12 protein-coding genes are annotated in these 14,834 nt (G+C 70.7%); 5 read left to right on the forward strand and 7 right to left on the reverse strand.

Annotated elements, in window-relative coordinates:
* Positions 1 to 10 precede the first annotated feature (10 nt).
* Genes O1Q96_RS07745 through O1Q96_RS07760 form a run of 4 tightly spaced genes read right to left on the reverse strand, consistent with a single transcriptional unit; the run spans position 11 to position 3,982 of the window.
* Complete coding sequence (locus tag O1Q96_RS07745) at positions 11 to 1,354, reverse strand: LLM class flavin-dependent oxidoreductase (RefSeq protein WP_269247446.1); 1,344 nt, start codon at positions 1,352 to 1,354, stop codon at positions 11 to 13.
* Complete coding sequence (locus O1Q96_RS07750; RefSeq protein ID WP_269247447.1) at positions 1,351 to 2,085, reverse strand: ABC transporter ATP-binding protein; 735 nt, start codon at positions 2,083 to 2,085, stop codon at positions 1,351 to 1,353. Before O1Q96_RS07750 ends, O1Q96_RS07745 begins: the two co-directional genes overlap by 4 nt.
* Complete coding sequence (locus O1Q96_RS07755; protein ID WP_419586498.1) at positions 2,061 to 2,918, reverse strand: ABC transporter permease; 858 nt, start codon at positions 2,916 to 2,918, stop codon at positions 2,061 to 2,063. Before O1Q96_RS07755 ends, O1Q96_RS07750 begins: the two co-directional genes overlap by 25 nt.
* A complete protein-coding gene (locus O1Q96_RS07760; protein WP_269247449.1) occupies positions 2,915 to 3,982 on the reverse strand; it encodes an ABC transporter substrate-binding protein in 1,068 nt (355 codons plus the stop codon). Before O1Q96_RS07760 ends, O1Q96_RS07755 begins: the two co-directional genes overlap by 4 nt.
* Before the next feature lie 732 nt (positions 3,983 to 4,714).
* Between O1Q96_RS07760 and O1Q96_RS07765 the strand changes: the two genes are divergently transcribed.
* Positions 4,715 to 5,296 carry a biotin transporter BioY gene (locus O1Q96_RS07765; protein ID WP_269247450.1) on the forward strand — a complete coding sequence of 194 codons (582 nt, stop codon included), beginning with the start codon at positions 4,715 to 4,717 and terminating at the stop codon, positions 5,294 to 5,296.
* Between the two features lie 275 nt (positions 5,297 to 5,571).
* Here the strand turns inward: O1Q96_RS07765 and O1Q96_RS07770 are convergent, their stop codons facing one another.
* Positions 5,572 to 6,345 carry a hypothetical protein gene (locus tag O1Q96_RS07770; RefSeq protein WP_269247451.1) on the reverse strand — a complete coding sequence of 258 codons (774 nt, stop codon included), beginning with the start codon at positions 6,343 to 6,345 and terminating at the stop codon, positions 5,572 to 5,574.
* 241 nt (positions 6,346 to 6,586) lie between these two features.
* Between O1Q96_RS07770 and O1Q96_RS07775 the strand changes: the two genes are divergently transcribed.
* Positions 6,587 to 8,764, forward strand: a complete 2,178-nt coding sequence (locus O1Q96_RS07775; protein ID WP_269247452.1) for a protein kinase domain-containing protein — start codon at positions 6,587 to 6,589, stop codon at positions 8,762 to 8,764.
* Between the two features lie 164 nt (positions 8,765 to 8,928).
* On the opposite strand, the gene O1Q96_RS07780 is transcribed toward O1Q96_RS07775, so the two are convergent.
* Complete coding sequence (locus tag O1Q96_RS07780) at positions 8,929 to 10,401, reverse strand: amino acid permease (RefSeq protein WP_269247453.1); 1,473 nt, start codon at positions 10,399 to 10,401, stop codon at positions 8,929 to 8,931.
* Positions 10,402 to 10,709: 308 nt separating this feature from the next.
* On the opposite strand from O1Q96_RS07780, the gene O1Q96_RS07785 reads away from it, so the two are divergent.
* The gene (locus tag O1Q96_RS07785; protein WP_269247454.1) at positions 10,710 to 11,195 is read left to right on the forward strand and encodes a ribose-5-phosphate isomerase; all 486 of its coding nucleotides are present in this window, start codon (positions 10,710 to 10,712) and stop codon (positions 11,193 to 11,195) included.
* Between the two features lie 198 nt (positions 11,196 to 11,393).
* Entirely contained in the window at positions 11,394 to 12,203 is an 810-nt protein-coding gene (locus tag O1Q96_RS07790) for an Fpg/Nei family DNA glycosylase (RefSeq protein ID WP_269247455.1), read from the forward strand.
* Positions 12,204 to 12,225: 22 nt separating this feature from the next.
* Here the strand turns inward: O1Q96_RS07790 and O1Q96_RS07795 are convergent, their stop codons facing one another.
* On the reverse strand, positions 12,226 to 13,461 hold the full coding sequence (locus O1Q96_RS07795) for a GNAT family N-acetyltransferase (RefSeq protein ID WP_269247456.1): 1,236 nt from the start codon (positions 13,459 to 13,461) through the stop codon (positions 12,226 to 12,228).
* Positions 13,462 to 13,647: 186 nt separating this feature from the next.
* On the opposite strand from O1Q96_RS07795, the gene O1Q96_RS07800 reads away from it, so the two are divergent.
* Complete coding sequence (locus O1Q96_RS07800; RefSeq protein WP_269247457.1) at positions 13,648 to 14,829, forward strand: PP2C family protein-serine/threonine phosphatase; 1,182 nt, start codon at positions 13,648 to 13,650, stop codon at positions 14,827 to 14,829.
* Positions 14,830 to 14,834 lie beyond the last annotated feature (5 nt).

Below are 14,834 nucleotides of genomic sequence, written 5' to 3' on the forward strand. Positions count from 1 at the left end.
CGGGTCGGGCTCAGACTCGGGCGAGTGCCGGGGGGACGTGCTGGTTGGCGGGGCGCGGGAGCCCGTATCGCTCGCGCAGGGTCCGGCGCGGGCCGTACTCCTCGCGGAGCAGGCCGCGGGTGCGCAGGATCGGGACGACGTGGTCGACGAAGGCGTCGAGGCCGGACGGCAGGACCGCGGGCATGATGTTGAATCCGTCGGCGGCGCCGAGCGTGAACCACTCCTCGATGGCGTCGGCGACCTGCTCGGGCGTCCCGGCGAAGGTCAGGTGCCCGCGTCCGCCGCCGAGCCGGCCGATCAGCTGCCGCACGGTGAGGCGTTCGCGCCGGGCCAGCTCCACCACCAGTGTGTAGCGGCTCCTAGCGCCCTCGATGGAGCTCTCCGGGGGCAGGTCGGCGGGAAGCCGGGCATCCAACTCCAGTGTCCCCGGCGGCAGTTGCAGCAGGCTCTCCAGGCGGCCCACACCGTGCGTGTACACGATGTGGTCCTCCAGGACCTGTTCGAGTGCCCGCGCCTCCGCCTCCGTCGAGCCGATCACCGGGACGATGCCGGGCAGCACCTTGATGTGGCCGGGGTCCCGGCCGGCCGCCGCCGTACGGGACTTGAGGTCGGTGTAGAAGTCCTGGGCGTCCTTCAGGGTCTGCTGGGCGGTGAACACCGCCTCCGCGTACCGGGCCGCGAACGCCTTGCCGTCCTCCGAGGAGCCGGCCTGGACCAGCAGCGGGTAACCCTGCGGACTGCGCGGGACGTTGAGGGCGCCCTCGACGCTGAAGTACTTCCCGCTGTGCCGGGGCGGATGGATCTTCGTGTCGTCGCCCCAGACGCCGGCCGCCTTGTCGGCGACGATCGCGTCGTCCTCCCAGCTGTCCCACAGCTTGAGCGCCACGTCGAGGAACTCGGCGGCACGGGCGTACCGCTCGGCGTGCGCGGGCTCCGCGTCGAGCCCGAAGTTGCGGGCGGCCTCGGCGCCCGCCGTGGTGACGATGTTCCAGCCGGCCCGGCCGCCGCTGACGATGTCCAGGGAGGCGAACCTGCGGGCCAGGTTGTAGGGCGAGTTGTAGGAGGTGGAGGCGGTGGCGACGAGGCCGATGTGCTCGGTTGCCGTCGCCAGCGCGGTGAGCAGGGTGAGGGGTTCCAGGGTGCCGGCCGGCCGTTGGGCGATGTTGCCCCACAGCTGCGGTCCGTCGGCGAGGAAGAGCGAGTCGAAGGTGCCGCGTTCGGCGATCCGGGCCAGGTGGACGTAGTGGCCGAGCTCCACGTGGGCGTACGGGTCGCTCTCCGGAAGCCGCCACGACGCCTCGTGGTGGCCGGTGTTCATCAGGAACGCGTTCAGGTGGAGCTGTCTCGATGTCACTGGTGGTCCTCCGTCACGCCGAGCGCGGACAGCAGCCGCTCCCGGTATTCGCCCAGCAGCGGGTCGCGGTACGAGCGCGGGTGCGGGCGGTCGATGGTCAGGTCGAGGCCGACGCGGCCCCGGTCGAGCACGAGCACGCGGTCGGCGAGCACGATCGCCTCGTCCACGTCGTGGGTGACGAGCAGGACGGCCGGCCGGTGGCGCTTCCACAGCTTGCGCAACAGGGCGTGCATCTTGATGCGGGTGAGCGCGTCCAGTGCGCCGAACGGCTCGTCGGCCAGCAGGAGTTCGGGCTCGCGGACGAGGGAGCGGGCCAGTGCGGCGCGCTGGGCCTCACCGCCGGACAGCTCGTTGGGCCAGGCCCGCTCGCGTCCCTTCAGCCCCACCTCGTCGAGAGCCTCACGGCCCCTGCGGTCGGCGTCCTCGCCGCCGAGACCCAGCAGCACGTTGTCCAGGACCCGGCGCCAGGGCAGCAGGCGGGAGTCCTGAAACACCACGGACACCCGCTCGGGAGCAGCGAGCCGGCCACTTCCGGTCACCTCGTGGTCGAGCCCGGCGATGGCCCGCAGCAGGGTGCTCTTGCCGGATCCGCTGTGTCCGAGCAGAGCCGTGAACTGGCCGGGCGGGAGGTCCAGATCGATGCCGTCGAGGACCGTCCGGTCGCCGAACGACCTGGTGAGACCCCGGAGTTGGACTGTGGGACGGGTCAGCTGCTCAGCGTGCGTCGCCATGACAGCACCCTCCGTTCGATGAGGCGGACCGTGCTGTCGGAGGCGAGTCCGAAGATGCCGTAGACGACCAGGCCGACGAGGATGACGTCCGTCTGGCCGTAGTTCTGGGCCTGGAACATCATGTAACCGAGCCCGCTGGTGGCGTTGATCTGCTCCAGCACGACCAGGCCGAGCCAGGAGCCGGTCACCCCGAGCCGCAGGCCGACGAAGAAGCCGGGCAGGGCGCCGGGTATGACGACCTGCCGGACGAAGGCCCACCTGGACAGCCCCTGGACCTCGGCGAGTTCGACGTACCGGTGGTCGATGCCGGACAGCGCGGAGTGCAGGTTCAGATAGATCGGGATGTAGACGACGATGGCGATGATCGCGATCTTGAAGGTCTCGCCGATGCCCAGCCAGAGGATGAACAGCGGGATCAGGCCGAGGGTGGGGATCGCCCTGTTGAGGTTCACCGTCCCGTCGATCAGCGCCTCCCCGGTCCGGGTGAGCCCGGAGGCCAGCGCGAGCACCACCCCGGCGGTCAGACCGATCGCGAACCCGGCACCGGCCCGCTGCAGCGAGGTCAGGACGTCGCCCGGCAGTGTGCCGTCGGTCCACAGCTGGACGCCGGATTCCAGCACCGTCCAGGGTGCGGGGATCGCGCCCGGATCCAGTCGGCCGGCGGCCGAGGCCCCCGCCCACAGGGCGAGGAGGAGGACGGGGCCGATGAGCCGGGCGGCGGGCAGGGGCCTGCCGGGTGACAGGCCGCGGGGGCGGCGCGCCTTCGGCACGGCCCGGGCGTCGGTGACGACGGGCGCGGTCGTGGTCGTGGTGCTCGTGGTCACGGCGCTCACCTCCGGTACTCCGCCGTGACGGCCTTCGCCGCGAGGCCCTCGAAGCGCCGGTCGAAGAGCGAGTCGACCTTGAACCCCTTCACGAAGCCGCCGTCGGCCAGCAGGTCCGCGGTCTCCTGCTCCCACTTCACGGCCTCGTCCCAACTGGGTGGGAAGAGCGGCTTGTTGGCGAGTTCGGTGATCGACTCGGCCTGGGCGAGCGTCAGGTTCTGCGTCTTGACGTAGAACTCCTCGTTCCAGTCGTCGGGATGCTCGTACGCCCACACCTGGCCCTTGGCCCAGCGCGGGATGTACGCGGCGACCGCGGCCGCCTTGGCCCTGTCGGCCAGCACGGAGACGGGTGCCCACAGCAGGTTGAGCAGGTCCACGACGTCGGTGGGGATGGTGCGGGCGCCCCTGGCCCCGTACTGCTTGAGGTAGGCCGGTGACTGCTGGTTGGCGAGCGGGGCGATGTCCACCTGGCCCGCCTGGAGCGCGGTGAGGAACTGGTTGCTGGTCAACGGCACCAACTGCACGTCGTCGTACTTCAGCCCGGCCTGCTTGAGGGCCCGCAGCAGCACGACACCCTGGGCCTGGCCCTGTGAGAAGGCCAGCTTCCTGCCCTTGAAGTCCTGGACGGTCCGGATGTCGCTGCCGGGCTTGGTGGCGAAGAGGTAGTTGGGCTTGCGGGTGACGTTGATCGCGACGATCTTCGCGTCGAAGCCCTGGTAGTGCGCCTGGATGGGCGGGATGCCCGCGTTGTTGGCGACGTCAAGGGACGCGGAGCGGAAGGCGTTGATGACGTCGGGACCGGCGCCGATGTTCGCCCAGGAGGAGACCTTGAACGGCAGGTCGGACAGGCCCGCGAGCTTGAGCTGCAGTTGCTGGACGCCCTGGTACGAGGAGATCTTGAGGCTCGTACCCAACGGGACCTTGGCCGCCAGCGGGGCGGACGTCGACCCGCCGGCCCCGGTGGTGGCGGCGCTGCTGCCCGCGCAACCGCTGAGCCCGGCGGTGGCGGCGGCGCCGAGCACGGAGGAGAGGAAGAGCCGCCGGTCGATTCCGGACGCGGACAGAGGTGGCATGGGAGGACTCCCTGAGGTCATGAGGTGGTTCGCGGGGGCCGTGCCGCGGAGGGCAGGAGGGCGCGCGAGGAACCCGGCAGGGCGGAGCCGGTCAAGTGAGAGGTGCGCACGGAGAAGGCACACGCGCGGGGCGTGGCAGGAGATGACAGAGAGGGACGCCGGCGGATCGTCAGTGCGTCAACGCGTCAGCAACAGAGACGGAGCCTGCCCGGCAACGTGCCCAACGGACCCCGGACACCAGGTCCAGGGCCACCGAGCCGCCCGCGACGGCCAGGACCGCATCAGGGACACCGGTGGGGACGACGTCCGACGTCTGTCTCGTCCGGGCGAGCCGGATTCCCTCCGCTCGCCTCAGCGGTGGCGACAGATGGCGGTGCCTTGGCGTCGCAGGTCGACATAGCGACGCGACGCGAAGTTCTCAGCCTGGGCAACCATGGCTTGAAGCGTAGAGGGCGGAGGCGTGTCCGGCCAGGGCTGGATTGTTTCGCCCTCGCGAATTCCTTTTGGCGGGACCTCACAGTCGACCCGCGGTCGGCTCGCGGTCGACCGGGTAGTAAGAGCCACTCCACCTCAGTGACCAGCATCACGCCCGCACGGGTGTACACGGCACCCTTTGTCGGAGGTGCACCAATCCGCGGTTCCCGCCTTTGTCGACCGCTGACGGTGATCGGCCCGAAACCTCTGGGATAGCGTCAGGTGTCCCCGCCACCTTCACCCCTGTCCGGAGCACCCATGGCCACCGCCGTCGCCCCCGCCCACCCGCGCCAGGTCCTCGCCGACCTCCTCCCCGCCTCCCGCGTCAGGGACGTCGCACTCGTGGCGGGCGGCGCCGCGCTCGTAGGCCTCGCCGCCCAGCTCGCGGTGCCCGTACCGGGATCCCCGGTGCCGGTGACCGGCCAGACCTTCGCCGCCCTGCTCGTCGGCACCGCGCTCGGCGCCGGCCGCGGCCTGGCCTCCCTCGCCCTGTACGCACTGCTCGGTCTGGCCGGAATGCCGTGGTTCGCCGAAGGCAGCTCCGGCGTGACCGCGTCCTTCGGCTACATCCTCGGCATGCTGCTCGCCGCGACCGTCGTGGGCGCCCTCGCCCGCCGCGGCGCCGACCGCTCGGTCGTGCGCATGGCGGGCGCGATGCTGCTGGGCGAGGCGATCATCTACGCGATCGGCGTCCCGTACCTGGCCTTCGCCGCCGACCTGACGGCGGCCCAGGCCGTCGCGGCGGGCCTCACCCCGTTCCTCGTCGGCGACGCGCTGAAGGCCGCCCTGGCGATGGGCGTCCTCCCCGCCGCCTGGAAGTTCGTCAAGCGCGAGAGCTGACAGCCGCGCCACAGTTCCCGCGGAAGAGGTTCGCCGGGTCGTACACCGACTTCAGTCCGGCGAGCCTCTTGTGCGTCCGCGGGTCCTGGCCGCCCTCCGTCGTACGGCCGCCCGCGCCGCGCCGCGTCGCGCCTCCATGGCACCGCCTCCACGACGACACCGCCTCCACGACACCGCCTCCACGACAACGCCCCCACGGTGAGGCCGTGGAGGCGTCGTAGGGACGACGGGCGCGCACGCGGATCGTGTACGCGCACGGGCTGCGGTGGGAGCCGTTACGACTCGCTCCGCCCGGGCCGCCGCTGCGTCCACCACATGCCCACCGCACCCGCGGAGATGAGCGCTGCGCCGACCGCACCGAGCGGCAGGACCCGGTCGGCCGGACCGGTCTTGGGCAGTTCCTTGTCCTCGCCCTTGCCGCCGGCGTTGTCCTTGGCCTTGTCGTCGGCCTTGTCACCGCCCGGCGTGACCGGGCTGTTGTCGGTGCCGAGCAGGAGAGGTGTCGCCGGGGCGTTCGGCGAGGGGTTGTTCGCGCCGAACGGGACCGGGCCCTGCTGCCAGAACGTCTTCTTGCCGTCCGCGTCCTGGACGGGCAGGCAGATCTTGCCCTCCTTCTTCAGATCGAACGTCGCGTCCACGGCGTACGACTTCGACTTGCCGGCGGCCAGATTGTCGATGGCACAGGCGAAGCCGCTGTTCGATCCCTCGGGGAGGTCCTTCTCGGGGATTTCCGAACACCCCTTGACGCCCTTGACCGAGAGGCCGTCAAAACCGACCACGAGCAGCCGGATTTTGCCGCTTTCCTTCGTTCCCCCGTTCTTCACGGTGGCCGTAATCGCTGTTTCCTTCGAACTGTTGTCGACGTTGATCTTCTCGGGCAGCAGCGTCGTCAACTTGACACCCGCCGGTGCCTCGTCAACGGCCTTTCCCCCCTTGCCGCTCATCGGCCCCTGGTCCTCCGCCCCTGCGGAGTAGGAAAGGATCATCACCGCCGAGAAAGATGCGGTGAGCAGCGATCCTGTGGCGATCTTCATGCGACGAGAACTCATGTTCGTCCCCCTTGTATCCCCCGGGCTGCGCCTGAATTCGCAGCACTTGAAGAGGTACCACAAGATTTCTCCGCACTATGCTGGTGCGGCACAAAGTTGTGACCGTTCTGCTTCTATGCGGTTCTTCTGTGGCGGGTGTTGAAGGGGGGACATGGGGGTGCCGGAAATAACGAGGGGTGGTATTCCGGGATTGCTGGTGACGGGGCGATACCGGCTGGCCGAGAGCATTGGTCAGGGAGGAATGGGGCGAGTGTGGCGTGCCGTCGACGAAGTGCTCGACCGGCAGGTCGCCGTCAAGGAAATGCGCATCGACGGCATGGACCAGGAGGACGCCAGGACCCGCCGCGAACGGACCCTGCGCGAGGCCCGGGCCACCGCCCGCATAGACCATCCCAACGTGGTGCGCGTGTACGACGTGGTGGACGAGGGCGAGCGCCTGTGGATCGTGATGGAGCTGGTCGACGGCCGTTCCCTCGAACGGGTTGTCGCGGAGGACGGCCCGTTGACCGCGCGCGACACGGCCCGGATCGGTCTGGAACTGGTGGCGGCGCTCGGGCAGGTGCACGCGGGCGGCGTCCTGCACCGGGACATCAAGCCGGGCAACGTACTCGTCGAGCGGCGCGCCGGCCGGGTCGTGCTCACCGACTTCGGCATCGCCGCCATCCAGAACACCGAGGCCCTGACGATGGCGGGCATGTTGGTCGGCTCCCCCGACTACATGGCCCCCGAGCGGGTCTCCGGCCGCCCGCAGGGCCCGCCCTCCGACCTCTGGTCCCTGGGCGCCACCCTCTGCGCGGCACTGGGCGGCCGCTCCCCCTTCTCCCGTGCGACGACCTTCGCGACCCTGCACGCCGTGCTGTACGAGGAGCCCGAGATCCCGGCGGCGGGGGAGTTGCGGGACCTCCTCACGACCCTGCTTCAGAAGGACCCGGCGGGACGGCCCGGACTGGAGGAACTGGCCGAGGCCCTCGGCCCGGTGGCGGACGGCAGCACGGGGACGGCGGCACCGGCTGTTCCCAGGGAGGAGACCACCGCACCGGCACCGGCACCGGCACCGGCACGGACGGCGACGGTGACGGCGACGGAGGTGCCGGTTCCCGACGACCCGGGCTCCGGCGTGCCAGACACCGGCACGGGACCGGGCGCCGGACGGCCCGAGCCAGGAGCAGAACCGGATTCGCGGGCAGCGTCGGAGCCGGAGTCCGAGGCTCCCGTCCCCCTACGGGTCGAGCACCCGACGACCCCGTTCCGGCGCCTCCCCGTCCTGGAGCCGCCTCTCGTCACCCCGCCGACGCACGAGGGCGCCCACGGCTCGGCGGAACCGGTGGAGGACGCCGTACCGCTCCGGGCGACTCCGGCAACTCCCGAGGCGTCCGCGGGCCCTGGCGGCACCGATCCCACTGGTCCCACCGGTCACGCGGGGTTCACCCACCCCGACGTCGAGAACGCCTCCTCCGAAGCGCCACCCGAGGGCACCCCCGAAATCCCCTCGGAGGGCGCGGCGCCCGGCCACGTCTTCCACGCGTCCGGGATCCGTTCAAAACGGCCGGAACCACCGGAGCCGACGGGGTCGAAGGGACCGACGGGATCACAGGGGCAGGCGGAAGCGGAACCACCGAAGTCGCCGGACCCGAAGCCACCGGACCCGCAGGCCGAGAGGTCGCCGGACCCGCAGGCCGAAGTGAACTCCGCGCTTCCCACCAGGCCCCGGGTCGCTGTCCCCATGCCGCCGGGCGAACTGCCGGGCCCCGCCGCGCCGTCCGGATCGCGGGGCACGGGGAACGGCACCCGAGCCCGCAATGCCCTCGTGGCCGCCGTGGGAGTGCTCGTCGCCGGAGTCGTCGCCGCCGTGGTCCTGCCGGGACTCGGCGGATCGCCCGACGACAAGGACAGGGCTGCCCCGTCCTCCTCCGCCGCCCCCTCCCCGTCTTCGTCCTCTTCCTCCTCCGACGAGGGCGGCCCGGCCGGCCCGGACCCCACCGTCGCGGGCACCGCACGCCCGGCGGGCTCCCGTACGGAGGCCGGTATGTACGCCTGGGTTCCGCCCGAGGGATGGGAACGGGTGGTGCAGAGCGGTGCCGAGGTCCACTACACGTCACCGGACCGGATGCAGGAGATCCTGGCTAACGCGGCCCCGGCACGCGGCAATCTGATGGACCAGTGGGAGAAGACGGAGAAGACCACCAGCAAGGGCCTGGACTACCAGCGGATCCGTCTGGAGGAGACCACGTTCCGCGGGGCGCCCGCGGTCGTCTGGGAGTACACGGTCACGGCGAAGGGACTGCCCTGGCACGCCCGTCTGCTCGGATTCGACACCGGCGGCAAGTCCTACGAGATCACCACCTGGTACCGCCCGGACATCGAGGACAGGGCGCTCCCCGTCTACGAGAAGGTCAAGGACGGCTTCACGCCCATGTGACCGCCCCCGGGACGGCCGCGCTCGGACGACCGTACCCAGGTGACCGCACACGACGACGCCTCCGCGGAAAGGCCCGCGAAGGCGTCGTACGAAACGGTGTTCAGGCGGTGGAAGAGCCGGGCGAGGAAGCAGCCGGGCCGGAGCCGCCGGAGTGGTCAGGGCCGTCAGAGCTTGGCGTCCGGTGCTTCCCGCTGCTCGGGGAGTTCGGCCTTGCCGCGGCGCACCTTCTCCAGCACCAGCGCGATGCCCACCACCACGGCCGCCACGAGGAGCGACAGCAGGACCGTCTTGCGGCCGTCGTGCTCGGTGTCGGTGAGCATGTAGCCCAGTACGAAGACGATCAGCGCGATCGTCGCGTACGTCAGGTACGGGTACAGCCACATCCGCACGACCAGCTTCTCCGGCGTCTCGCGCTCGATGATCTTCCGCATCCGCAGCTGCGAGAGACAGATGACGAGCCAGACGAACAGGGCGACCGCACCGGAGGAGTTGACCAGGAAGAGGAAGACCGAGTCGGGGAACTCGTAGTTGAAGAACACGGCGACGAAGCCGAAGGCGACCGACGCGAGGATCGCGGTCCTCGGGACGCCACGGCCGGTGGTGCGGGCGAAGGCCTTCGGCGCGTCACCGCGCTGTCCGAGCGAGAACGCCATGCGGGAGGCCGTGTAGAGCCCCGAGTTGAGGCAGGACAGGACGGACGTCAGCACGATGAACTTCATGATCTCGCCGGCGTTCGGGATACCGAGCGAGTTCAGGGCGGCGACGTACGAGCCGTCCTTCTGGATGGCCTCGGAGTCCCAGGGCAGCAGTGTGACGACGACGAAGATCGAGCCGAGGTAGAAGACTCCGATCCGCCAGATGATGCTGTTGGTGGACTTGGTGACCGCGCGCTGGGGGTTCTCCGACTCTCCCGCCGCGAGGGTGGCGATCTCGCTGCCCATGAAGGAGAAGACGACGAGCAGGATGCCGGTGAGGATCGCACCGGGGCCGTTCGGCAGGAAGCCGCCGTGGTCCGTGAGGTTGCCGAGCCCGGCGCTGTCGCTGTCCACACCCGGCAGTACACCGAAGACCGCGAGCCCGCCGATCACGATGAACGCGCCGATCGCGACGACCTTGATCCCGGCGAACCAGAACTCGAACTCGCCGTACGAGCCGACGGAGACCAGGTTCGTCGCGGTCAGCACGATCATGACGATGAGCGCCCAGCCCCACTGCGGCACGGCGGGGATCCAGCTCTCCAGGATGACCGCGCCCGCGGTCGCCTCGATGGCGAGGACGACGACCCAGAAGAACCAGTACAGCCAGCCGATCGAGAAGCCCGCCCAGCGGCCGAGCGCGCGGTCGGCGTGCGCGGAGAACGAACCCGAGGTCGGATTGGCGGCGGACATCTCGCCGAGCATCCGCATCACGAGGACGACCATCGTTCCGACGAGGGCGTACGACAGGAGGATGCCGGGACCCGCGGTGGCGATGCCTGAGCTGGAGCCGACGAACAGGCCGGCGCCGATGACGCCGCCGATGGCGATCATCGACAGGTGACGGTTCTTGAGCCCGGCCTGCAGACCGGCGTCGGGTCCTCCGGGTTCGGGTCCTTCGGGGCCGTTTCCGGCCTTCGTCAGGGTCGGCTGCGAGGTCATGGACGGTGTTCCTTTGCGCCGGGGACTGTGGGGGAGGGGACTGCGTGGGGGCTGTGGATCACCGCGGTCCTCGGGGGTTCACCACGGGACATCCGTACGAGCGGCGTACGGGTGGTGCACACGAGGCCCACGAGCCGGTCCAGTGAATCCCAGGTGAATGGATTCTTGAACCTTTGAATCCGGATCGTTACTTGAGGTTTTCATGAGGTTCTGCAGTGTTGCTCACACTTTTCCGGCAGTCGCCTCGGCGCGTTTCCTGCGCCTGCCCCGGCGGGGCCGATCCGAAACAGCCGTGTCACACTCGGACCATGCGCGTGTACCTCGGCTCCGACCATGCCGGTTTCGAACTCAAGAACCACCTCGTCGAGTGGCTCAAGTCCGCCGGGCACGAGCCCGTCGACTGCGGGCCCCTCATCTACGACGCCCAGGACGACTACCCGCCCTTCTGCCTGCGTGCCGCGGAGCGGACGGCGGCCGACCCCGGGACCCTGGGCATCGTGATCGGCGGGTCCGGGAACGGCGAGCAGATCGCCGCGAACAAGGTCGCGGGGGTGCGGGCCGCTCTCGCGTGGAGCGAGGAGACCGCCGGGCTCGGGCGAACGCACAACGACGCCAACGTCGTCGCCGTCGGTGCGCGGATGCACTCCGAGGAAGAGGCGACGAAGTTCGTCGAGATCTTCCTCGGCACGCCGTTCTCCGGTGACGAGCGCCACATCCGCCGGATCGACATGCTGTCGGCGTACGAGACGACGGGCGAACTGCCGGCCATCCCGGCGCACCACCCGCAGGGCTAGGGACCTCCTTCGCCCCCGCCGTCCCCACCCTTCCCTCCCTTTCGGGGTCTGCCCTCGAACCCCTGCTCCTGGAACGCCGGACAGGCTGACTCTCAGCCTGTCCGGCGTTCCAGGACGAGGCCGTTCAGGCCGACAGCGGGGTCCGGGGCGCAGCCCCCAGAAGGGACGGGCCCTCACCGACCGTCCCAGGAGGTCGCCGTGCCCGAGGGGCACACCATCCACCGGCTGGCCGAGGACTACCTCGCCGCCTTCGGCGGGCGCCGGGCGCACGTCACCAGTCCGCAGGGCAAGTTCGCGGACGCCGCGGCCCTTGTGGACGCCACGTCCCTCACGCTGGCGGAAGCCCACGGGAAGCACCTCTTCCTCCGCTTCGAGACGGAGGACTGGATCCACATCCACCTCGGCCTCTTCGGCAAGGTGAACTTCGGCGGCACCCCCGCGCCCCCGCCCACCGACACGGTCCGCCTCAGGCTCCGCAACGACACCGCGTACGTCGATCTCCGCGGGCCCACCACCTGCACCCTGATCACGGACACGGAGAAGCAGGCGATACACGACCGCCTGGGCCCGGACCCCCTGCGCGAGGACGCGGAACCGGGCGACGCGTACGCCCGCGTCGCCCGCAGCCGCACGACGATCGCCGCCCTCCTGATGGACCAGAAGGTCATCGCGGGAGTGGGCAACGTCTACCGCGCGGAGGTCCTCTTCCGCCACGGCATCGACCCCTACAGGCCGGGCAGGGACATCACGCGGACCGAGTGGGACGCGATGTGGACGGACCTGGTGGCGCTCATGCGCCAGGGAGTCCGCAACAACCGCATCGACACGGTCCGTCCGGAGCACGAACCGGACGCGATGGGCCGCCCACCGCGCAAGGACGACCACGGCGGCGAGGTCTACGTGTACCGCAGGGCCCAGCTGCCCTGCCACATCTGTGGCGGCGAGATCCGCACCGCCGGTCTCGCCGCCCGCAACCTCTTCTGGTGCCCCGCCTGCCAGCGGACCTGACACGGCCCGGGCCCGGCACGGGTCAGAAGCCGTGCGGCAGCCAGGGCGCCACGACGGAGGAGAAGCCGAGCGAGGCCTCCGTGAGGGCGCCCTGGCGGAGCTCCCGCACCCGCCCCGCCGCGGCCAGCGAGGCGAGGGACACGCCACCGAGATAGGCCGCCCCCAACTCACGTACGGACAGGCTGAGATCGGCCGCGTCGGCGGTCCGTGCGCAGGACGCGCCCTTCGCGTCGCCCGTGAGCCGCCAACGCCCCTCGTTCCAGGGGCAGAAGGCGTCCTCGACCTCGAACACCACGTCCACGGGAGCCTGGTACGTCCGGGCCTCCAGCGCCGCTCCCACGTCGACGAGCCGCACATGGAGCGAGTCCCGCTGCGCCGTCCCGCACCGCCGGGGGTCGGAGACGAGATGCTGCCAGGCGTCGTCCACGGGCCTGTTGTACGTCTTCACCGTCGACGTCAGGTCGATGTCGAAGAGGTGCCGCCACAGCGCCGCGTACGCCGCCGGGTCGAGCGCCTCCAGGTCACGCAGCTCGACCGTGCCCCTCGGCCCGGCCGCGTCCCAGTCCGGCTTGATGAAGTACCGCACATAGCCGATGACTTCGCCGTCCCGCCGGGCGAGTACGCACTGCAGCGGCGACCCGCCCTTGCGGTCGCTCTCCGGGTCGAGCAGCGGCAGCCGCTCCCAGCCCGGCCGCCGCTCCAGCATCCCGGGCCGGGCCGCCGCCTGCCGCGCGTACACCGCCTCGCACGCGTCGCGTACGGCCGCGTCGTGCGGGTCCGCGCGCCGCAGTCGTACGTCGTCCGTGCCGTCCGGCACCGACAGCCGTACCCGGGACGTGTCGATCTCGGCGCGCAGTTGATGGGTCGCGATGCCGTAGCCGAAGCGGCCGTAGATGACCGGCTCGCTCGCCGTGAGCACGGCGAGCGGCTCGCCCCAGGACCGTACGTCGTCCAGCTGGCGCCGCATCATCGAGGTGAGCACACCGCGCCTGCGGTGCGTCGAGGAGACGCTCACCATCGTGACGCCCGCGGCCTGCACGGAGGCACCGCCCGGGACCGTGACCCGGAAGGTGAACGCGCCGGCCGTGCCCACGCACTCGTCGCCGTCCCAGGCGCCGATGAAACGGTCGTACTCCGTGAGGTCGCTCCACAGCGCCCTCTCCTCGGGGGATTCCGCGACCCCGCCGAACGCGAGCTCCAGCTTCCCGTACCACTCGTCCCAGTCGTCCGGGCGCAGCCCGCGCAAGTCTGTCGTCATGTCCCCATGCCTACCAGGGCAATCCGGGCTGAGCGACTGCATTTCTCCCGGCCGGGCGTTGCCAGGTCCCGATCCGGCCGTACGCTCTGCGAGGGCCGGTGTTCCCTGTGACTTCCGTCCCCGGACGGGGGACAAGTGGGACCTCCCGTGCCAAGCACCTGGTCCGATGGATAGGGTCCCGAACTAATGGCAGCAGGACGAGAGCGGCGCGCGGAAGCCGAGACGTTCACGGCCCGGTTGAAGAAGCAGGTACACCGGGTCCGCACCGGGCTGCGCAGATCCGCCGTCGACTACTTCCGGGGCGACGGTTCCGACTGGGTCGCGCTCGCGGGTCTTCTGCTGACCATTCCCGTGATCGCCTGCATCACACTCATGAACTCCGTCTGGTGCTCGCCGGCGATGCTCGTCCTGCCGATCGTCGCGGGCGGGCTGCTGCTGAGGCCGTCGAGCCTGCTCGGGCTGTACGCCGCGGCCGCCACCGCGTTGATCGTGGAGTCCGTGAAACTCGGCCCCTACACCGAGGGGCCCTCCCGGGTGACGCCGGGCATCGTGCTGGTCGTGGCCGCGTGCGGGTTGTTCGGGCTGCTGATCGCCCAGTTCCGCAGCCGGGTCGGGGTGCCGTGGCGGCGCGGCGGCACGATGCTGTTCGACCTTCGCGAGCGGATCCGGGTGCAGAGCAAGCTGCCGAAGCTCCCCGCGGGATGGCACCGGGAGATGGCGCTGCGGCCGGCCGGGGGACAGTCGTTCTCCGGTGACTTCGTGGTCGCGGCCCGTACGAACGGCGGGCGCACCCTGGAAGCGGTCCTGACGGACGTCTCCGGCAAGGGGATGGACGCGGGATCGCGCGCGCTGCTTCTGTCCGGCGCGTTCGGCGGGCTGCTGGGTTCCCTGCCGCCGCACGCCTTCCTGCCCGCGGCCAACGGCTACCTGCTGCGGCAGGACTGGGACGAGGGGTTCGCCACGTCGATCCATCTCGTGCTGGACCTGGACTCGGGGGACTACGAACTCTTCAACGCGGGACACCCGCCGGGGCTTCAGCTCAGCGCGGGAAACGGGCGCTGGGAGGAGAAGGCCGCGGAGGGGCCCCTCCTGGGCGTGTACGACGGGGCGCAGTTCGACCCGGTGAAGGGTTCGCTGCGTCCCGGGGACGTCCTGATGCTCTTCACGGACGGGCTGGTGGAGACGTCCGACCGGGACATCGTCGAGGGCATCGACAAGCTGACCGGGGAGGCCGACCGGTATGTGGCCGGCGGGTTCCACGGCGCCGCCTGGCACCTGATCGAGGCGGTCGCCAAGGACGTGAACGACGACCGGGCCCTCCTGCTGATCTGCCGCGAGGGCGCGGCGACGGGGCCCGCCACCCTCTGACCGTC

The organism is Streptomyces aurantiacus (genome assembly GCF_027107535.1).
Classification (GTDB): Bacteria; Actinomycetota; Actinomycetes; order Streptomycetales; family Streptomycetaceae; genus Streptomyces.